Source organism: Roseobacter sp. SK209-2-6, assembly GCF_000169455.1.
Classification (GTDB): Bacteria; Pseudomonadota; Alphaproteobacteria; order Rhodobacterales; family Rhodobacteraceae; genus Pseudophaeobacter.
Window position 1 is genome coordinate 68,683 of record NZ_AAYC01000013.1, and the last position, 17,815, is coordinate 86,497.

At 57.8% G+C, this 17,815-nt stretch carries 20 protein-coding genes; 10 read left to right on the top strand and 10 right to left on the bottom strand.

Translation table 11 applies throughout. The features are described 5' to 3' along the window. Positions 1-98 precede the first annotated feature (98 nt). A complete protein-coding gene (gene argH, locus RSK20926_RS17740; protein WP_008208840.1) occupies positions 99-1,493 on the bottom strand; it encodes an argininosuccinate lyase in 1,395 nt (464 codons plus the stop codon). On the opposite strand from argH, the gene RSK20926_RS17745 reads away from it, so the two are divergent. The 7 genes from RSK20926_RS17745 to phbB all read left to right on the top strand — a co-directional run bounded on the left by RSK20926_RS17745 (position 1,492) and on the right by phbB (position 7,429). Beyond that, positions 1,492-2,088: a TlpA disulfide reductase family protein gene (locus tag RSK20926_RS17745; protein ID WP_008208841.1), complete on the top strand. Its 597-nt coding sequence runs from the start codon at positions 1,492-1,494 to the stop codon at positions 2,086-2,088. The two genes, argH and RSK20926_RS17745, sit on opposite strands and share 2 nt — an antisense overlap. Before the next feature lie 159 nt (positions 2,089-2,247). Next, complete coding sequence (locus RSK20926_RS17750) at positions 2,248-2,586, top strand: hypothetical protein (RefSeq protein ID WP_008208842.1); 339 nt, start codon at positions 2,248-2,250, stop codon at positions 2,584-2,586. A 150-nt stretch (positions 2,587-2,736) separates the two neighbouring features. Then, entirely contained in the window at positions 2,737-3,159 is a 423-nt protein-coding gene (locus tag RSK20926_RS17755; RefSeq protein ID WP_008208843.1) for a hypothetical protein, read from the top strand. Next, positions 3,156-4,082, top strand: coding sequence for a sterol desaturase family protein (locus tag RSK20926_RS17760; protein WP_008208844.1), 927 nt, complete (start codon positions 3,156-3,158; stop codon positions 4,080-4,082). Before RSK20926_RS17755 ends, RSK20926_RS17760 begins: the two co-directional genes overlap by 4 nt. A gap of 157 nt (positions 4,083-4,239) precedes the next feature. Beyond that, positions 4,240-5,064: an EAL domain-containing protein gene (locus RSK20926_RS17765; protein ID WP_008208845.1), complete on the top strand. Its 825-nt coding sequence runs from the start codon at positions 4,240-4,242 to the stop codon at positions 5,062-5,064. A 272-nt stretch (positions 5,065-5,336) separates the two neighbouring features. Continuing rightward, positions 5,337-6,515: an acetyl-CoA C-acetyltransferase gene (locus RSK20926_RS17770; RefSeq protein ID WP_008208846.1), complete on the top strand. Its 1,179-nt coding sequence runs from the start codon at positions 5,337-5,339 to the stop codon at positions 6,513-6,515. 191 nt (positions 6,516-6,706) lie between these two features. Continuing rightward, positions 6,707-7,429, top strand: a complete 723-nt coding sequence (phbB, locus tag RSK20926_RS17775; protein WP_008208848.1) for an acetoacetyl-CoA reductase — start codon at positions 6,707-6,709, stop codon at positions 7,427-7,429. Between the two features lie 104 nt (positions 7,430-7,533). Here the strand turns inward: phbB and RSK20926_RS22920 are convergent, their stop codons facing one another. Then, entirely contained in the window at positions 7,534-7,680 is a 147-nt protein-coding gene (locus RSK20926_RS22920; protein WP_008208849.1) for a hypothetical protein, read from the bottom strand. A 114-nt stretch (positions 7,681-7,794) separates the two neighbouring features. Between RSK20926_RS22920 and RSK20926_RS17780 the strand changes: the two genes are divergently transcribed. After that, complete coding sequence (locus RSK20926_RS17780) at positions 7,795-8,742, top strand: transcriptional regulator GcvA (protein ID WP_008208850.1); 948 nt, start codon at positions 7,795-7,797, stop codon at positions 8,740-8,742. Continuing rightward, a complete protein-coding gene (yddG, locus tag RSK20926_RS17785; RefSeq protein ID WP_008208851.1) occupies positions 8,739-9,596 on the top strand; it encodes an aromatic amino acid exporter YddG in 858 nt (285 codons plus the stop codon). Before RSK20926_RS17780 ends, yddG begins: the two co-directional genes overlap by 4 nt. 96 nt (positions 9,597-9,692) lie before the next feature. Here the strand turns inward: yddG and RSK20926_RS17790 are convergent, their stop codons facing one another. From RSK20926_RS17790 to RSK20926_RS17800, 3 genes are all read right to left on the bottom strand, one after another. Beyond that, positions 9,693-9,872 (bottom strand): YdcH family protein, encoded by a 180-nt coding sequence (locus RSK20926_RS17790; RefSeq protein WP_008208852.1) that lies wholly within the window; start codon positions 9,870-9,872, stop codon positions 9,693-9,695. A gap of 211 nt (positions 9,873-10,083) precedes the next feature. Beyond that, positions 10,084-10,899: a tRNA1(Val) (adenine(37)-N6)-methyltransferase gene (locus tag RSK20926_RS17795; RefSeq protein WP_008208853.1), complete on the bottom strand. Its 816-nt coding sequence runs from the start codon at positions 10,897-10,899 to the stop codon at positions 10,084-10,086. After that, positions 10,896-11,111 carry a putative signal transducing protein gene (locus RSK20926_RS17800; protein WP_008208854.1) on the bottom strand — a complete coding sequence of 72 codons (216 nt, stop codon included), beginning with the start codon at positions 11,109-11,111 and terminating at the stop codon, positions 10,896-10,898. Before RSK20926_RS17800 ends, RSK20926_RS17795 begins: the two co-directional genes overlap by 4 nt. A 57-nt stretch (positions 11,112-11,168) precedes the next feature. On the opposite strand from RSK20926_RS17800, the gene RSK20926_RS17805 reads away from it, so the two are divergent. Next, entirely contained in the window at positions 11,169-12,167 is a 999-nt protein-coding gene (locus tag RSK20926_RS17805; RefSeq protein WP_008208856.1) for a polyprenyl synthetase family protein, read from the top strand. 188 nt (positions 12,168-12,355) lie between these two features. Here RSK20926_RS17805 and RSK20926_RS17810 read toward each other — a convergent pair whose 3' ends face one another. The 5 genes from RSK20926_RS17810 to soxR all read right to left on the bottom strand — a co-directional run bounded on the left by RSK20926_RS17810 (position 12,356) and on the right by soxR (position 17,767). Then, positions 12,356-13,177, bottom strand: coding sequence for a 4-(cytidine 5'-diphospho)-2-C-methyl-D-erythritol kinase (locus tag RSK20926_RS17810; RefSeq protein WP_008208858.1), 822 nt, complete (start codon positions 13,175-13,177; stop codon positions 12,356-12,358). Continuing rightward, entirely contained in the window at positions 13,167-14,879 is a 1,713-nt protein-coding gene (locus RSK20926_RS17815) for a tetratricopeptide repeat protein (RefSeq protein WP_008208860.1), read from the bottom strand. The genes RSK20926_RS17810 and RSK20926_RS17815 overlap by 11 nt, the downstream gene beginning before the upstream one ends. A 162-nt stretch (positions 14,880-15,041) precedes the next feature. Further along, complete coding sequence (locus RSK20926_RS17820; RefSeq protein ID WP_008208862.1) at positions 15,042-15,473, bottom strand: DUF1493 family protein; 432 nt, start codon at positions 15,471-15,473, stop codon at positions 15,042-15,044. Further along, on the bottom strand, positions 15,473-17,125 hold the full coding sequence (locus RSK20926_RS17825) for an electron transfer flavoprotein-ubiquinone oxidoreductase (RefSeq protein WP_008208864.1): 1,653 nt from the start codon (positions 17,123-17,125) through the stop codon (positions 15,473-15,475). Before RSK20926_RS17825 ends, RSK20926_RS17820 begins: the two co-directional genes overlap by 1 nt. Positions 17,126-17,299: 174 nt before the next feature. Next, positions 17,300-17,767, bottom strand: coding sequence for a redox-sensitive transcriptional activator SoxR (gene soxR / locus RSK20926_RS17830; RefSeq protein ID WP_008208865.1), 468 nt, complete (start codon positions 17,765-17,767; stop codon positions 17,300-17,302). Positions 17,768-17,815: the final 48 nt, after the last annotated feature.

Sequence of the window (17,815 nt, forward strand, 5' to 3'; positions counted from 1 at the left end):
TCGAAGGTATCATCAATTTGAGAGCGCAAAGAGCTAAGTTCAAGCTCTTTGCTGTTTTTCAATCCTGCACAAAGCTCGCACAAAGAAGGCCGAGGCGATCAATCCGCCAGAAGCCCCTTCCAGCGTGCGACCTGTGCCAAAACCTGGCTCGGCGCGGTTCCGCCATAGGAAACGCGAGAGTTCACGGAATTCTCCACCCCAAGCACGGTAAAGACATTCTCGGTAATCCCAGTGTGAACGCTCTGCATTTCTTCCAGGGACAGGTCCGGCAGGTCGCAGCCCTTTTGCTCGGCCATGGCAACCAAGGCGCCGGTCACGTGATGAGCATCCCGGAAAGGCAGTCCCAATACGCGCACCAGCCAATCGGCCAGATCGGTGGCGGTGGAGAAACCGGTGCCCGCAGCTGCGGCCAGCTCTTCGCGGTTGCCGCTCATATCCTTGACCATGCCTTCCATCGCCGCCAGCGCCAGCATCCAGTTATCGGCGGCATCAAAGACCTGTTCTTTGTCTTCCTGCATGTCTTTGGAATAGGCCAGAGGCAATCCCTTCATGATCATCATCAAGGCGGTATTGGCGCCAAAAATCCGGCCCACCTTGGCGCGGATCAGCTCTGCCGCATCCGGGTTTTTCTTCTGCGGCATAATCGACGAGCCGGTGGAGAACCGGTCCGAGAGAGTCACAAAGCGGAACTGGGCCGAGGACCAGATCACCAGCTCTTCGGCAAAGCGGGAAAGATGCACGGCGCTGATCGAGGCACAGGAGAGGAACTCCAGCGCAAAGTCACGGTCGGACACCGCATCCAGTGAGTTCGCCGCCGGACGGTCAAAGCCCAGCGCTTTGGCGGTCATCTCTCGGTCGATCGGGAAGGAGGTGCCCGCCAGCGCCGCAGCACCCAGAGGCGATTCGTTCATCCGCGCGCGGGCGTCGCGCACGCGAGAAAGGTCGCGGCCAAACATTTCGACATAGGCCATCATGTGATGGCCCCAGGTCACCGGCTGCGCCACCTGCAGATGAGTAAAGCCCGGCATCACCCAATCCGCACCCGCCTCGGCCTGGCTCAGCAGCGCCTTGATCAGCGCCAACAGGCCGCTTTCTGCAGCATCGAGCTGATCGCGCACCCAGAGTTTGAAATCCGTGGCAACCTGGTCATTGCGCGAACGGCCCGTGTGCAGACGGCCGGCGGGTTCACCGATCACTTCTTTCAATCGGGCTTCGACATTCATGTGAATGTCTTCCAGCGCGGTGGAGAACTGGAAAGTTCCGTTCTCGATCTCTGACAAGACTGTGAGCAGCCCTTCCCGAATTGCCTCTGCGTCGTTATCGCTTATAACGCCTGTAGCGGCGAGCATCGCCGCATGGGCCCTGGAGCCTGCGATGTCCTGTGCAGCCATCCGCTTGTCGAACCCGATTGAGGCATTGATCGCCTCCATGATCGCGTCGGGACCAGCGGCAAAGCGGCCGCCCCACATCTGGTTCGAGGATTGATCTGTCATGGTGTGGAACCCCGGAGATAAAATGCGTCTGTTTCGTCAGCTTTCCCTTTATATGGCCCTGAGCTTGGGTGCAAATGCAGCCTTTGCCGCAGACACGGCCCAGCTAGAAGACCTGCGCGATGGCAGCCTGAAGCGCCTGGTGGTGCATTCCGAAGCGCGCGAAACCTCTGATGCCGCGTTCTTCCTCGAAGACGAAGGCGGCACCGCAACCCTGCAAGACTACAAAGGCAAGGTAGTTTTGTTGAACTTCTGGGCCACCTGGTGTGCCCCCTGCCGCAAGGAAATGCCTCAACTCTCGGAACTGCAGGAAGAATTCGGCGGTGAGGATTTTGAAGTTCTGACCATTGCCACCGGGCGCAACACCCCCGCAGGTATCAAGAAGTTCTTTGATGAAAACGGCATTAGTAACCTGCCCCGCCACCAGGATCCCAAACAGGCACTGGCGCGGCAGATGGCAGTCATCGGCCTGCCTATCACGGTGATTCTGGATCGCGAAGGCCTGGAAGTCGCACGCCTCTTGGGGGACGCGGAATGGAATTCCGACAGTGCCAAGGCCATTATCGCTGCCATGATCGCGGATGGTGGTGAAGGGTAGGTTCTTTCGCTGCTTCTTTCATTGCCTCCGCACCTGAAGAACACTCAAGTTTTTTAGTCCTTTCAGCCCCTTGCGCTGAGAGCACATGACGCCACGCGCAATCGCTCTACTATTCCCTGCAGAAACAAAACCCCAATTGTCTTTTGCAGGGAGAAAGAAATGTATCCCGTTGTCCTTTTGATTGGAAAACTGCCGGATGTCCTTGGCAATGTCGCAAGACGCCTGGACCACTTGCCGATAGAATGGTTGGGCGCACATGACCAAGCTGAAACCGTGCGCCAATTGGAATGTGAACCGCGCATCTCTTGTGTGATCATGGGGGCCGGTCTGGATGACCAGACGCGTGGTGACCTGATCGAGTTGATCGCAACCCTGCGGCCCGACCTCTGCATCCACCTAAAGGATCGCGCCTCGGGTCCTGCGGGTATGCTGCCTTTTGTTGAACGGGTAGTGAAGATGGAAATCCTTGAACGCGCAGGTCAACCAACCTTGGCCTAGTTTCACCTGCCGGACGTCCCGTTTGACCCAACCCTGGATGGTTTTCCCAATGGCTTGACCCAACGCCACCTTTGACAGGACCCAATTCAGACCGCCATTCTGTTCGAGTTTCGCGCAAAACTGGCGCAATCTTGGAGGGATCATCTGTCAATGCCGCTTGAGATTCTGCTTATCCTGGTGATCGGGGGGATCGGAGCTATTGCTGTTCTCCTGCATTTGACAGGTCGCTCTCGCCTGCGCCGGATGGACATGACCACCGCAGGCGCAGCCTGGCTACGGCAATTCCCCGAAAGCGAGGTCAAACACATCACCCTTTCAGGCGACGGGCTGGCGGCGCTGGTTTTCACCACCGAGGATGAGGCCCCCGTGGGCCTGGTCTGGAGCTTTGGCGATGACACCGTCGCGCGCTATCTAAACCCCCTTGTTCTGCGCGAAACCAAGAAGGGTCTGCAGTTTCGGCTGCCTGATTTTGCCGCACCAGAGGTAAGCTTGCAGCTTACACCAGAAGAAAAGCAAAACTGGCAGAGACTTCTGAGAAACGAAGAGGCCAAACCTGAAGGATCACTGTCATGACCTCCGCCCTGTCCTTTCCCGACGTGACCCAGCTGGCCGTCCCGTTTTTTATTGCCGCCATCCTGGCAGAGTTCCTGTGGATCGCCATCAAGGGGCGTGGTGGCCGCTATGAGACCCGCGATGCAGTGACTTCCCTGATCATGGGCGCCGGAAGTGTGGCCTCCGGTCTGGTGCTGGGCTTTATTGCCTGGGGATTCTTCATGCTCCTTTGGCAGATCACACCGCTGGACATGGGGACATCGATCTGGGCCATTCTGATCTGCTTTGTGCTTGATGACCTACGTTACTACTGGGTCCACCGGTTTGGGCACCGTATTCGCTGGGTTTGGGCCAGCCATGTGAACCACCATTCCAGCCAGCATTACAATCTGACCACTGCTTTGCGTCAGACCTGGACAGGCACGTTTTCCTTTGTAATGCTGGTACGCGCACCGCTGGTCCTTCTGGGGTTTCATCCCGGGTTGGTTCTCTTTGTGGGAGGGATCAATCTGGTCTACCAGTTCTGGATTCACACCGAAGCCATCGGCAAGATGCCACGCTGGTTCGAGGCGGTGATGAACACCCCCAGCCATCATCGCGTTCACCACGGTCGCAATCCTCGCTACTTGGACTGCAACTATGCGGGTGTTTTCATCATCTGGGACAAGATGTTTGGCACCTTTGTGCCTGAACAGGAACGTGATCCGGTCGACTATGGCCTAGTCTATAATATTGCGACCTTCAATCCGCTGCGCGTGGCTTTTCACGAATGGGTCTCGATTTTTCGCGATGTCACCCAAAGCAACCTCACCCTGAAAGAGCGCCTGCTCTATGCCTTTGCTCCGCCGGGATACAGCCATGATGGGAGTAGGGACACTTCTGAAACCATTAAGAAAAAGCACTTGGATCGTCACCCGCAAGACCGTGGCACCCCTGGTCTGTGACCTGGCAGGATGCAGAGGGACCGCAGCCCTCAGAAGATTTCCATCAAATTTGAACTTTAAGCCTGCCTTTATCCTTTTGTCCGATGCTCCCCTGTGACGCATAGTCCCCAGTTGGGGAATAGATCCAGGGGGCCTGAAAGTGGTTAGCAAGCGATTGATGAAACGGGCAAGTATCCCCGAAGGCGGCCAGGACCCTCTTTCGGCGGCCGTGGTACGGCGGGATCGCTCTGTTCTGGACGTGGTTGCAGAAGCTGTAAAACACGATCAAACGCTGTTGGCCTTTCAGCCTATCATGCAGGCCATGCCTCCCCATGAGGTCGCCTTTTACGAAGGCTACATTCGTGTGCTGGATTCCACCGGTCGGGTGATCCCCGCGCGGGAATTCATGCATGTGGTTGCAGACACGGAAATTGGCCGCGAGCTGGATTGCTTGGCCCTGCAGCATGGCCTCCGGGCGCTGGCCAAATCGCCTCAGATCCGTCTGTCGGTAAACATGTCAGCACGCGCAATCGGCTATTCCCGCTGGAACAAGGTGCTGGAACGCTTTCTGAAAAAGGACAATACCCTGGGCGAACGTCTGGTTCTGGAAATCACCGAAGCCTCAGCTATGGATACACCCGAGTTGGTGATCGATTTCATGGACCGGATGCAGAAACACGGGATCGCATTTGCACTGGATAATTTCGGAGCGGGCGCTACCGCGATTGGACATTTCCGAGACTTCCTCTTTGATGCGGTCAAAATCGATGGCCAGTTCATTCGGGGCCTGTCCAGCAACTACGACAATCAGGCGGTCACCCGCGCCCTGGTCGGCATTGCAAAACAATTCGATCTACTGGTGGTCGCCGAATCCGTAGAAACAGAACAGGACGCTGCGATGCTTGTCTCCATGGGTGTGGATTGCCTGCAAGGCTTCCTTTATGGCGCCCCCATGGTGACCCCACCCTGGCTGGAAGACCTCAAACAGCGTAGCCGGGCCTGAACCTCAGTTGAGCCGCTAACGCCGCGCCGCAGCAGTGGAATTCTCCCCCTGCAGCTGGAAGCATCCTGCGCGTTCTAAGCTTGAAATTACCTTTTTTTCTAACCCCGGTTGACTCACTCTTTCCCCTGAGACACCCTGTCTATTGCTGCAAGTGCAGCAATAGATTATGTCGGCACTCAGAGGGAATGGGAAAGATTCTTGCGTGGTGAACCAGATCTTCATTTCGTTTTGGATTCCCAGACCACAAATTTGATGGCAGAGGAGCCATATCGATGACCAATGTTGTAATTGCATCCGCCGCGCGAACAGCCGTCGGCAGTTTTGGTGGAGCTTTCGCCAATACCCCCGCGCATGATCTCGGCGCAGCTGTGCTTGAAGCCGTGGTCGAACGTGCAGGCGTTGACAAGGCAGAAGTCTCTGAGACCATTCTGGGCCAGGTCCTGACCGCTGCCCAGGGCCAGAACCCCGCCCGGCAAGCTCATGTTAACGCAGGCCTGCCCAAAGAAAGCTCTGCCTGGGGAATTAACCAGGTCTGCGGATCCGGCCTGCGCGCCGTGGCACTGGCTGCTCAGCACATTCAGTTGGGGGATGCCTCCATCGTTGCTGCTGGTGGTCAAGAGAACATGACCCTTTCGACCCATGCTGCGCATCTGCGCGCCGGTCACAAGATGGGCGACCTCAAATATATCGACACGATGATCCGTGATGGTCTCTGGGATGCTTTCAACGGCTACCACATGGGCCAGACAGCGGAAAACGTAGCCGAGCAGTGGCAGATCTCCCGCGAAATGCAGGATGAATTTGCGGTTGCGTCGCAGAACAAGGCCGAAGCGGCGCAGAAAGCCGGCAAATTCGCTGATGAGATCGCCGCCTTCACAGTGAAGACCCGCAAGGGCGATATCATTGTCGACAGCGATGAATACATCCGCCACGGCGCCACTATCGAAGGCATGCAAAAACTGCGCCCCGCATTCGTGCGCGATGGCGGCACCGTAACCGCGGCCAATGCCTCTGGCATCAATGATGGTGCGGCAGCTGCCCTTTTGATGGGCGCCGATGAAGCCGAGCGTCGCGGCATCGAGCCTCTCGCCCGCATAGCCTCTTATGCGACTGCCGGCCTTGACCCATCAATCATGGGCGTCGGCCCGATCCATGCCTCCCGCAAGGCGCTGGAAAAAGCTGGCTGGTCCGTGGACGATCTGGAATTGGTCGAAGCCAACGAAGCCTTTGCTGCCCAAGCCTGTGCCGTGAACAAGGACATGGGCTGGGATCCGGCCATCGTCAACGTAAACGGCGGTGCCATCGCCATCGGCCACCCGATTGGTGCATCTGGCTGCCGGGTTCTGAACACCCTGCTGTTCGAGATGAAGCGCCGCGATGCCAAGAAAGGCCTTGCCACCCTCTGCATTGGTGGCGGCATGGGCGTGGCCATGTGCCTGGAGCGCCCCTGATCTTGGGCATAAGGAACATAAGAGAGGGCGCCCAAGCAGGCGCCCTTTTTATTGACATGACAATAACTTGCCGCAGGTGCGACAAAATACGCGGCATTGCGGCGAAAATCCGTTGCGCAACATTGTTGCGTACAGCATTGTAAAACTATAGCAAGATTACCAAGCGAATCTCGAATTGGAGGATACCTCACATGGCACGTACTGCACTCGTCACCGGCGGCTCCCGCGGCATCGGCGCAGCGATTTCTCAGGCGCTCAAGGACCAGGGGTGCAACGTTGCTGCCACCTATGCTGGCAATGACGCGGCAGCGGCTCAGTTCACCGAAGAAACCGGCATCAAGACCTACAAATGGAATGTCGGCAGCTATGAAGAAAGCACCGCAGGCATTGCACAGGTCGAAGCCGACCTCGGCCCCATCGACATTGTGGTTGCCAATGCGGGCATCACCCGCGACGCCCCATTCCATAAGATGACACCAGAGCAGTGGCAGCAGGTGATCGACACCAACCTGACCGGCGTTTTCAACACCGTTCATCCGATCTGGCCCGGCATGCGCGAGCGCAAATTCGGCCGCGTTATCGTGATTTCTTCGATCAACGGCCAAAAGGGCCAGTTCGCACAGGTGAACTATGCCGCGACAAAGGCGGGCGATCTGGGCATTGTGAAATCCCTGGCGCAGGAAGGTGCGCGCGCAGGCATCACCGCCAATGCGATCTGCCCTGGCTACATCGCAACCGAAATGGTCATGGCGGTTCCAGAAAAAGTACGCGAGTCCATTATTGGCCAGATCCCCGCAGGTCGCCTGGGGGAGCCGGAAGAGATCGCACGTTGCGTGGCCTTCCTGGCCTCCGATGACTCTGGCTTCATCAATGGCTCGACCATCTCCGCCAATGGCGCGCAGTTCTTTGTCTAAGCCGGTTTTGTGCTGATCTTTCTGTCAGCCAAGAAATGGCAAGGGCCGGCCCATATGGACCGGCCCTTTTCCTATCCCGTAAGAACCAAAAAATAGCGGCGCGCCTAGGCCCAGCGGGAAACTTTTGGTCTGATCGAAATCGGCACCCTGCGACGAAAGATCCAGCTCAGCGCCAGACCAAAGGCTTTTGCACGCTCTTCATGCGCTTGATGCAGGGCCTTTTTGATATCTGCATTTGCTGTGAATTCCATCGTTTCAGCCTCCAATTCAGATCAGTTTGCTTAACCTGACACCAATATGCGACGTCGCGTTGGAAGCAACAAACGAGACTTTTCCTACCTTCAGTTAAGGTATACTTATCTGAAATGTCTGATCGCCTCCCACCCCTTACTGCCCTGCGTGCCTTTGACGCCGCCGCACGTCACATGTCTTTTGCTAAAGCGGCAGATGAGCTGCACGTCACCCCTGCCGCCCTCTCCTTTCAGATCAAATCCCTGGAAGAGCATCTTGGCCAACCGCTGTTTCGACGCCTGAATCGAGCGGTGGAGCTGACGGAGGCAGGCAGAAGCCTGGCCCCCGGCACACAGGAAGGGTTTGAGGCCCTGACCGCCGCCTGGAGAGCGGTACGGCGTTTGCAGGACAACACCACCCTGACTGTTACAGCCGGGCCGGGCCTGACTGCAAAATGGCTCGCACCCCGGCTCTATGAATTTGCCCGCGCCCACCCAGAAATCGATCTGCGCTTTTCGGCGACTTTACGAATGATGGATTTTGCCCGGGATGAAGTCGATGTCGCCATTCGCTTTGGCTATGGACCAGACGAGGGGCTTTATGTGGTGCGGGTACCGCCGGAATGGGTGACACCGGTGATGTCGCCAGAGCTCGCTGAGCAATTCAAAACCCCCGAGAGTCTGCGAGAGGCACCTCTGATCTTTGACGAATCAATCGATTTTCTGGACCCACCATGTGATTGGCCCGCCTGGTTCCGCACCCAGGGTATCGATTTCACCCCCACTCATGGGTCACATTTTTCGCAGGCGGATCATGCCATTGACGCCGCCGTTGCTGGAGCAGGCGTAGCACTGGGTCGGCGCGGCATGGCCATTACGGACCTGCATGCTGGCCGTCTGGTCGCCCCGTTCAAAACCGCTATCGAGACTAAGGCACATTTTCGCTTTCTCTGCGCACCGGGCACCGAAACGCGACCCCAGATCGCAGCATTTAGAGATTGGTTTATCGCGGAGATTGAAAAGACGGCCTATGTATCGGAAGAATTCAACATCATCCCGGCAGAGGACATCCCACGCTTATGACTAAATCTCGGGCCACCTCGATTGGCTTTGTCGCGGTCTTGCTTTGGGCCCTTTTGGCTCTGTTCACCGTTGGCTCAGAGCCGACGCCCCCGCTTCTTTTAAATGCGCTCTGCTTTAGTATAGGTGGCACCCTGGGTCTGGTCTGGACTGCAGCCAAGGGTGACTTGCCCAGCCTGCGCAGGGTGCCGCTCAAGGTCTATGCCTTTGGCACGGTCGGCCTTTTTGGCTATCACGCGCTCTACTTCTCAGCGCTGCGACTGGCGCCAGCCGCAGAGGCCGGGCTCATCGCTTACCTCTGGCCACTTCTGATCGTACTCTTCTCTGGCCTGCTACCCGGTGAGAGCCTGCGCACCGGGCATTTGATTGGTGCGCTCCTGGGCTTTGCCGGCGCCGCTGCGATCATTTCAGGTGGGAATGCCGGGTTTCAGATAGAATACCTGCCCGGATACATTCTGGCCTTTCTCTGCGCGCTCACCTGGTCCGGCTATTCGGTGTTGTCACGACGCCTTGGCTCAGCCCCCACAAGTTCAGTGGCGATCTTCTGTCTGGCCTCTGCGCTGGCCTCCTGGATCCTGCACTTTTCCCTAGAGGAAACGGTCTGGCCCGCAGGTGGACTCGGCTGGGCCTCAACACTTTTGCTGGGAGTGGGGCCAGTGGGTCTGGCGTTCTATGTCTGGGACATTGGCGTCAAACAGGGAGATATCCAGCTTTTGGGAACCAGCTCTTATGCGGCCCCTCTCCTATCGACCCTGGTTCTGGTTCTGGCAGGTATTGCGGAACCTGGCTGGCCCCTGGCCCTAGCCGCCGCATTGATCACAGGTGGCGCAGTTCTAGCCGCCAAGAGCAGCGCCTGACATCCACAGGAAACTCACAACCGGCCATCAGCCTGTCTCAAAAACGCAAAAGGGCCACCATTTGGCAGCCCTTGCGAAAACTCTCATTAAGGGGATCTATGCCACTTCAGCTTCGCTCGACAGACGCTCAATCTCTTCCTTCAGTTTAAGCTTCTGTTTTTTCATTTCAGCAATCTGCAGGCCATCTGTTCCCGGCGATCGCTGTGCTAGTTCAACTTCCGTACTCAGGTGCTCATGCTTCTTTTTAAGTTCGGTAAGATGCGAGCTGAGGCTCATGGCGTTCCTCCATAAATGAGTATTGCGAATGCCCCACCATTTGGGGGCAGAATGGAGTGGAGCACATGTTTTACGCGATGTCACGCTGCAGACGCATAGTTTTTGACATGAAGTTGTTACATCGGCCAAAGCCCGCGCAGTTTGGGTCGAATCGGGCCAAAAAGAAGAGCCATAGCGGTGGTGGAAAGGCCTATGCAGCTTAGCTGCGCTCTTATCCCGGCCAGTCCAGGGCTGCGCCACTTCGCAAAATTGCCTGAACCGCTGGCCTATAGTCCTCTTCATCTCGCAGGTGCTGCGCGCCTTGGTGCAACACAAAGGGCGCATGCAGGCGGAACTCTGCGCGCCCTCCTTTGCGGGCCCTCAAAATGACCAGTTCAGCCTGACGCCCGTCGCGCGCGGCCAATGGCAGAGCCTCCAGCGACCCCAAACGACCAACACAGGCGGAGAGCATTTCGGGCAAGCGATCCGCCCGCTGTATCATGTGCAAATAGCCTTTGTGGCTCAACCGCCGGGCCGCCACATCGATCCAAAGTTCTAGGGGCGTGGGCCCAGCCAGGGCGACTTGTCGCCCGGCATCCTGTGCCGGACTATGAGCGCCCGCACGAAAATACGGGGGATTGGCCATGACGTGATCAAACTGACGCTGCCGCAGGTCAGTGGGCAAATGCGTCAGATCCGCCTGAATGATCTCCAGGTCCTGCGCGTTTTCACAGCCGTTACGACGTGCCAGATCCGCATAGGCCGGCTGCAACTCAACCCCCGTCAGGCGCAGGTCCGCGACCCTGGCCCCCAAGCACAGGAGCATCTGGCCAGCACCGCATCCCAATTCCAGGACCTTCTGCCCGGAATGAACAGGGATCGCCGCCGCCAGCAGCACCGGGTCAACCCCTGCCCTATAGCCGGATTTTGGCTGCAACAGCCGGACCTTGCCGCCCAGAAAATCATCGCAGGTCAGATCCCGCGACGCAAAGCGCTCTGCGGTCGTTTCCGCCGCAGTCTCAGCTGTGGTATCGTTTTTTCTGGTCATCGTCCCAAAGGGATTTCATTGTCGCGCATGGCGCGCAGGGCAAGATCGTAGTCTTCCTCTCGCACCATGAGGCGTCGGGGAAAAATTCCTATGCCGCCCTCGAGGATGCTCATATTTACGTCCACTTGAAAGCAGTCTATATCCTCACCCTCAAGAAGGGCGGAGGCAAAGGCCAGGACGGTTGGATCGGTGCTGCGCAAAAGCTCTTTCATGGGGATGGATCTAAGGGCAAGGATAGAGCCTTGTCGAGCCTGAAAGCCGGGAACGCAATGAACCAAGTCACGTCGCAAAAACCGCATGAACTGCTCGCAGCCACTCTCAGCAGCGAGATGGAAGCGGTAAACAGCCTGATCCAGACCCGCATGGCCTCTAAACATGCACCCCGCATCCCGGAGGTGACCGCACATCTGGTTGAGGCCGGGGGTAAACGCCTGCGTCCCATGCTGACACTCGCAGCCGCGCGTCTCTGCGGCTATGAGGGAGAGCACCACATCAAGCTGGCCGCAACGGTGGAGTTCATTCACACTGCTACCCTGCTGCATGATGACGTGGTGGACGAGAGCGGCCAGCGCCGTGGTCGCCCCACCGCCAACCTGCTGTGGGACAACAAAAGTTCGGTATTGGTTGGGGACTACCTGTTTTCCCGCAGTTTCCAGCTGATGGTCGAAACCGGCTCGCTGAAAGTGCTGGATATTCTGGCCAATGCCTCAGCCACCATCGCCGAGGGCGAGGTGCTGCAAATGACGGCGGCCTCCAATTTGGCCACAGATGAGGCGGTCTATCTACAGGTGGTACGAGGCAAGACAGCGGCACTTTTCTCGGCTGCGACCGAAGTTGGTGGTGTCATCGCCGGGGCCTCTGAGACCGAAATCAAAGCGCTCTTTGACTATGGGGACGCCCTGGGAATCGCCTTTCAGATTGCTGACGACCTCTTGGATTATCAGGGGGACAGCAAGGCCACGGGTAAGAACGTCGGCGATGATTTCCGGGAACGCAAACTCACCCTGCCAGTGATCAAGGCAGTCGCGCAAGCAACTGACGAGGAACATGCTTTCTGGACACGCACCATCGAAAAGGGGCGCCAGGAAGAGGGCGATCTAGAGCAGGCTCTGGCGCTGATGGCAAAGTATCAAACCCTGGAAGCCACCCGTCAGGATGCGCTGAACTGGGCTGCCAAAGCAACAGATGCTCTGACCGCTCTCCCAGAGCACCCAATCCGCCAAATGCTGCATGATCTGGCGGATTATGTGGTTTCCCGGCTGAACTAAGGCGCAAGCCAGTTCCTTTTCTGCACAGAGCCGCAAGAAGCGCCCATTCTATTTGCGAGTGGCGAACACTCCCGCGCGCTATGTGGGTGCTTACGCACCCTTTAGCCCTTGGGCCTGGCGCCGCAGCAAGCTGCGGCGCGGTCTCGCGATATTTAGATGTTTGCCATCGGAATATACCTGTTCCTGACTCACGTCAGACAGGTCGCCCGGCACCACCATTCGGGATGTTCCGCGCCAATTTCATAGGCTGCCAAATGCGCGGCCTGTTTGCTGGGATAGAGCGCAAGACATGTCGCACCGGATCCTGACATACGCGCAAGAAGAACGTTTCGGGTTGCCCGCAGATCGGCAAGGGCGCGATCAATGATCGGTGCGACAGCGATAGCCGGGGATTCGAGGTCATTGCGCTGAGTCTGCAGCCAGAGCGCACAGTCTTCAGCGGCAGAAAACTCGGGGATGTCCGCTGGCATGGAGGGGTTTTCGCGCGCCGCAAGCCCCTGAAAGACAGCGCCAGTGGGAACGCACACTCCAGGGTTGACCAGGAGCGCGTGTAGCCTGGGCAATTCAATCGGGGTCAGCTCTTCGCCGATGCCGCGCATACGCGTTGCGCGCTGCTCCTGGCAGACGGGCACATCCGCCCCCAGGGCAAGCGGCAAATCCGCTGGGATCGGTTGTCCTAGTTCTCTGATCGCCTTTAGCATCGCCGCAGCGTCAGAGGAGCCACCGCCAATCCCGGCCCCATGGGGCAATTGCTTGTCCAGAGAGACGTGCCCTGACCAACCAGCGCCAGCTGCGGCTTTCCAGATCAGGTTCCTGCCATCGGTTGGAACGCCTTTGGCAAAGGCCCCTCGGAGACTGATCTGCATTTCAGGTCCGGGTTCCAGTCGCAGCCTGTCCCCGAAATCTGCAAAAACCACCAGAGAATCAAGCAAATGATAGCCATCCGCCCGCTGTCCAGTGATATGCAGTGTCAGGTTGACCTTGGCCGGCGCAAGCAGCTCAACCGTCATTAGCGACCTTCAAAGGGGCGGCACCTTCTTGTTCCAGCACCGCATCCAGGCCGCTCTCCAGCTTGCTGCGGATCCGCTTGGGATCCGCTTCGCCGTCCCCTTCCCCGTCGCGGATAAAGGAAAGCGCGCGCTTCCATTGGAACTCGGCCTCACGCTCCCGGCCGACGGCCCAATAAACATCCCCCAGATGATCATTCACCACCGGATCGACCGGCATCAAGGCCACGGCGCGCTCCATATGTCCGACCGCTTCCTCATAGCGGCCTAGGCGGTAGAGCACCCAGCCTAGGCTGTCCACTATATAGCCAGACTCTGGGCGTGCAGCGACGGCTCGCTGGATCATATCCAGCGCCTCGTCCAGCTTCTCCTGCTTTTCAACCAGCGAGTAGCCAAGGTAGTTCAGTACCTGTGGGCTTTCAGGGCGGAGCGCCAGTGAGCTTCTGAAATCGGCCTCTGCCTCTGGCCAATGGGACAGGCGTTCGTGGGAAATCCCACGGGCATAGAGCAGGAACCAACGGCTATTGGCCTCTGTCGGCGTGTTTGCCAAAGCACTGTCATAGGCCTTGATCGCGCCTGCATATTCTTCCTGCTGTCGCAAAAGATCGCCGAGACTGACAGAAACCTGCGGCAGGGTTGGAAACTCGCGTACCAATTGCTCCAGAACCTCTGTTGCCGCCTCTGGCTTAGCCGAGCGGCGCAGGGCCTCTGCACGTCCCATTTCGGCGGCGTAGTAGTCTGGGTGGTTGCGCGGCACCTTTTTGTAGGTGTCGATGGACAATTCGTAACGGCCCAACTGGTCAAGAATTTCCGCAGACAGCAGGACCGCATCGACATGTTCTGCACTGAGTTTCTGGGCAACCCGCGCAAACATCAGCACAAAATCATTGGCCGCTTCACCGTTCAGCACAGAAGCCAGGTTAAAGAAAACCTCTGCGATGCCTGCCTGCGCTGTCGGCGCGGTCGAAAACCCCAAGGCCTCGCCTGCCTCCAACCGTTGGCGCAGCGACATCAGGGCTGGATCCGTGCCCGTCCCAAAAGCGCCCTCTAGGGTTGCCAAAGCGTCCTCAAACTTGCCCAGTTGCGACTGGATTTCAACCCGAGCCAAAACAGAGCGGCGCGACAGCCGAGTGATCCGCCCCTCATCCGCCGCAAAGAGCGCCTCGGCACCGCCGTAATTGCCAGCAGAGGCCAGGGCCAGGGCCTTGTGATACAGCGCAAAGGGACGAAGTCCTTCCTGTTCAGCGACCTTGTCAAATTCAGCCAGGGCTGCATCCACATCCCCCAGCCCCATCTGGGCCCAGGCATTCAACAATCCATCCACCAGAGGGTGGATCTGATGCTGCGCCATCTCACGCTGCAGAATTGCGGCATAGTCATCCTTGAGAGCAAGGTCAGCAACCATCACCATATTGGCCGCCTGACTGCGCGCACCCAGATCCCAGAGGCGACGTGCCACCGGGACACCCCGCTCCAGCTCTCCCATCGCCAATTGGGCAAAGACCACATGCTCCATCAACAAGGGATTACCTGGATCACGCACCAGGGCGCGGGTGTAATACTCGGCCGAGGCAGAGAAATCCCCCTCATAGGTAGCGGCGCGCGCGGCCAGATAGGCGCCAGCCAGGCCGTCAGCCTGAACTGCGGTGCATGATGCGGCGATCAAGGTCGCACCTGTCAGGGTGCGAAAAATGGATGTGGTCACGCGGGGCTCCCTTGCGGATGTCTGCTCTGCCTGCGCGAAAGCGTAGCGCCAAGAAGGTTAAGCTTCAATGGCTCTCCGCTCAGCTTCCTGTGACCTTGGGGTTAATCCAGTCCATTCAAAGTTTCTTTTGGCATCTCCGCGCAGGGCGCAGCCGAAAACCCGCTAGCCAGCCCACAAGAAATAGATGCAACAGGCAAGTGCAAGAGACAGTCCAAGGGGCCAGGGGGGCAGTTCAAACCGAAAGGGTAGTTCCTTGATATTGTGCTCAGGGTATTCATAGGTCCAACGTCCGGCCAAAACAGCCCGTTCCAGCATCTCAAGCGTGATCGGATCGTAGGGTATCACTTTGCCCGCAGGATCAAGCGGAAGCACCCGCCGACGCCCTGGGGGTTCATCCGCGTTGTAGTGGAACTCCCATCGCAGTGGAGACAAATCGACCTCAAACTGATCGGCAAAGGCCTCCAAGAATTCCGTAACATCTGCACCATCCATAGCAAAAGCACCCGGCAGATCGCTCTGCCAGGTGCTACGTTGTTTTCCGCCAGAAAAGGCCACTGCAAAATCCAGGATCTCTTTTTGCAGCGAGCCTTCCATTACATGTTCGGATAGTTCGGTCCGTCGCCACCCTGCGGCGTGGTCCAGGTGATGTTCTGGCTGGGGTCCTTGATGTCGCAGGTTTTGCAGTGAACGCAGTTCTGGAAGTTCACCACGAACTCCTGCTGACCGTCTTTTTCGACCACCTCATAGACACCCGCCGGGCAATAGCGCTGCGCCGGTTCAGCAAATTTCGGCAGGTTGGTCGAGATCGGCAGCGCCGGATCTGCCAGGCGCAGGTGGCAAGGCTGGCTTTCCTCGTGGTTGGTCGCCGCGAAGGACACATTGGTCAGACGATCAAAAGAGAGCACCCCATCCGGTTTTGGATAGTCGATCTCTTTGTGCTTGGAGGCTTCTTCTGTGCTTTCGGCATCATTCTTGCCGTGGCTGAGGGAGCCGAAGAGGGAGAAGCCGCCGGTAAGGGTCTGGAACCACATGTCGAAACCGCCCAGAACCAGCGAAGGCAGCATACCCCACTTGGACCACATCGGCTTGACGTTGCGGACCTTTTTCAGGTCATCGCCGATAGCACCATCGCGCACGGAGGTCTCGTAATCGGACAGTTCATCGCCCGCGCGCTCTGCCTTGATTGCCGCATGGGCTGCCTCGGCTGCGGCTTTGCCAGAGAGCATGGCGTTGTGGTTGCCCTTGATGCGCGGCACGTTGACCATACCGGCAGAACAGCCGAGCAGCGCCACACCGGGTGCCACCAGCTTGGGCATGGACTGATAACCGCCCTCGGTGATGGCACGGGCACCATAGGCCACGCGCTTGCCGCCTTTCAGCAGCTCAGCCACCATCGGGTGGTGCTTGAAGCGCTGGAACTCCATGTAAGGATAAACATGGGGGTTCTTGTAGTTCAGGTGCACAACGAAGCCGACGTAAACCTGGTTGTTGTCCAGGTGATAGATGAAGGACCCGCCGCCCGCGTTGGAGTTCAGCGGCCAGCCCATGGTATGGGTGACGGTGCCCTCTTTGTGCTTGGCGGGGTCGATCTCCCAGATTTCTTTCATACCGACGCCGTATTTCTGCACGTCTTTGCCGGCCTGCAGGTCATATTTGGCGATGACTTCCTTGGACAGCGAGCCGCGCACGCCCTCGGAAAGGAAGACATATTTACCGTGCAGCTCCATGCCTGGCTCGGTGTTGGGGCCATAGGTGCCATCTGCTTCCAGACCAAAGACACCGGCAACCACGCCTTTGACTTCACCATTGTCGCCATAGACCAGCTCGGAGCAGGCCATGCCGGGGAAGATTTCAACACCCAGCTCTTCGGCCTGTTCTGCCATCCAGCGACAAACATTGCCCATGGAGACAATGTAGTTGCCGTGGTTGTTCATCAGGGGCGGCATCGGGAAGTTGGGGATCCGAACTTCGCCCGCTTCACCCAGCATGTAGAAATTGTCTTCTTCTACGGCCACATTGAGCGGCGCACCTTTTTCCTTCCAGTCCGGGATCAACGCATCCAGCCCGCTGGGGTCCAGCACTGCGCCGGACAGAATATGCGCGCCCACTTCAGAGCCTTTTTCCAGCACCACGACCTCAAGGTCGGCATCCAGCTGTTTCAAACGGATCGCTGCGGACAGACCGGCGGGGCCTGCCCCAACGATCACCACGTCATATTCCATTGTTTCGCGTTCGATCTCGGCCATAGAGGTGCTCCTTGGCTATTGGTATTCGCTAGGTCCCTTGCAAAGGGACAGTCCTGGGCGCAATTTTGTTTCGCGGTTGCTTAGCGTTTGAACCGCCAAGAGGTCAATCCAAACTCTGCGTTAGCCTCCTGTAGAACAGCGCTTTTGACTGAAAAGAACGTCTGTTTTCGTCACTCAGGCCTCATTTTGCGCCTTTGGACTATCCCCCATAAGGTACCGCGGTCCTTGACCTTTTTGGGCGGCACGGTCTTCGGGGTTGTAAAGCTTGCATTTGGGCAGTGACAGACAGCCGCAGCCAATGCAGCCATCCAGATTGTCCCGCAATTTTTGCAAGGTTTCGATTCGCGCATCCAGATGGCTGCGAAACCCTGTCGAAATCCGCGCCCAGTCTTCTGGCGTTGGGGTACGTCCGCCAGGCAGGTCTTTCAGAAAGCTGCGGATTTCCGGTAGCGAAAAGCCAAACTGCTGCGCGATCATGACAAAGCTGAGCCGCCGGATGTCGGCGCGATGAAACCTTCGCTGCCCGCCAGCATTGCGCCAGGGCTCCAACAATCCTTGCGCCTCATAGTAGCGGATTGCGGAGACCGCGAGACCAGTCCGCTCTGACAGATAGCCAATCGCCACGCCTGCCTGTTTTGCCATGCCGTTTTCTCCTTTGTCAGATTTTCTCAAAAATCTCTTGAGCTAAAG

What these genes read in the sequence shown, in the direction of transcription:
- RSK20926_RS17745 (WP_008208841.1), top strand. Translation starts at nt 1,492, where the DNA reads ATGGTGTGGAACCCCGGAGATAAAATGCGTCTGTTTCGTCAGCTTTCC.
- argH (WP_008208840.1), bottom strand. Translation starts at nt 1,493, where the DNA reads ATGACAGATCAATCCTCGAACCAGATGTGGGGCGGCCGCTTTGCCGCT.
- RSK20926_RS17750 (WP_008208842.1), top strand. Translation starts at nt 2,248, where the DNA reads ATGTATCCCGTTGTCCTTTTGATTGGAAAACTGCCGGATGTCCTTGGC.
- RSK20926_RS17755 (WP_008208843.1), top strand. Translation starts at nt 2,737, where the DNA reads ATGCCGCTTGAGATTCTGCTTATCCTGGTGATCGGGGGGATCGGAGCT.
- RSK20926_RS17760 (WP_008208844.1), top strand. Translation starts at nt 3,156, where the DNA reads ATGACCTCCGCCCTGTCCTTTCCCGACGTGACCCAGCTGGCCGTCCCG.
- RSK20926_RS17765 (WP_008208845.1), top strand. Translation starts at nt 4,240, where the DNA reads ATGAAACGGGCAAGTATCCCCGAAGGCGGCCAGGACCCTCTTTCGGCG.
- RSK20926_RS17770 (WP_008208846.1), top strand. Translation starts at nt 5,337, where the DNA reads ATGACCAATGTTGTAATTGCATCCGCCGCGCGAACAGCCGTCGGCAGT.
- phbB (WP_008208848.1), top strand. Translation starts at nt 6,707, where the DNA reads ATGGCACGTACTGCACTCGTCACCGGCGGCTCCCGCGGCATCGGCGCA.
- RSK20926_RS22920 (WP_008208849.1), bottom strand. Translation starts at nt 7,680, where the DNA reads ATGGAATTCACAGCAAATGCAGATATCAAAAAGGCCCTGCATCAAGCG.
- RSK20926_RS17780 (WP_008208850.1), top strand. Translation starts at nt 7,795, where the DNA reads ATGTCTGATCGCCTCCCACCCCTTACTGCCCTGCGTGCCTTTGACGCC.
- yddG (WP_008208851.1), top strand. Translation starts at nt 8,739, where the DNA reads ATGACTAAATCTCGGGCCACCTCGATTGGCTTTGTCGCGGTCTTGCTT.
- RSK20926_RS17790 (WP_008208852.1), bottom strand. Translation starts at nt 9,872, where the DNA reads ATGAGCCTCAGCTCGCATCTTACCGAACTTAAAAAGAAGCATGAGCAC.
- RSK20926_RS17795 (WP_008208853.1), bottom strand. Translation starts at nt 10,899, where the DNA reads ATGACCAGAAAAAACGATACCACAGCTGAGACTGCGGCGGAAACGACC.
- RSK20926_RS17800 (WP_008208854.1), bottom strand. Translation starts at nt 11,111, where the DNA reads ATGAAAGAGCTTTTGCGCAGCACCGATCCAACCGTCCTGGCCTTTGCC.
- RSK20926_RS17805 (WP_008208856.1), top strand. Translation starts at nt 11,169, where the DNA reads ATGAACCAAGTCACGTCGCAAAAACCGCATGAACTGCTCGCAGCCACT.
- RSK20926_RS17810 (WP_008208858.1), bottom strand. Translation starts at nt 13,177, where the DNA reads ATGACGGTTGAGCTGCTTGCGCCGGCCAAGGTCAACCTGACACTGCAT.
- RSK20926_RS17820 (WP_008208862.1), bottom strand. Translation starts at nt 15,473, where the DNA reads ATGGAAGGCTCGCTGCAAAAAGAGATCCTGGATTTTGCAGTGGCCTTT.
- RSK20926_RS17825 (WP_008208864.1), bottom strand. Translation starts at nt 17,125, where the DNA reads ATGGCCGAGATCGAACGCGAAACAATGGAATATGACGTGGTGATCGTT.
- soxR (WP_008208865.1), bottom strand. Translation starts at nt 17,767, where the DNA reads ATGGCAAAACAGGCAGGCGTGGCGATTGGCTATCTGTCAGAGCGGACT.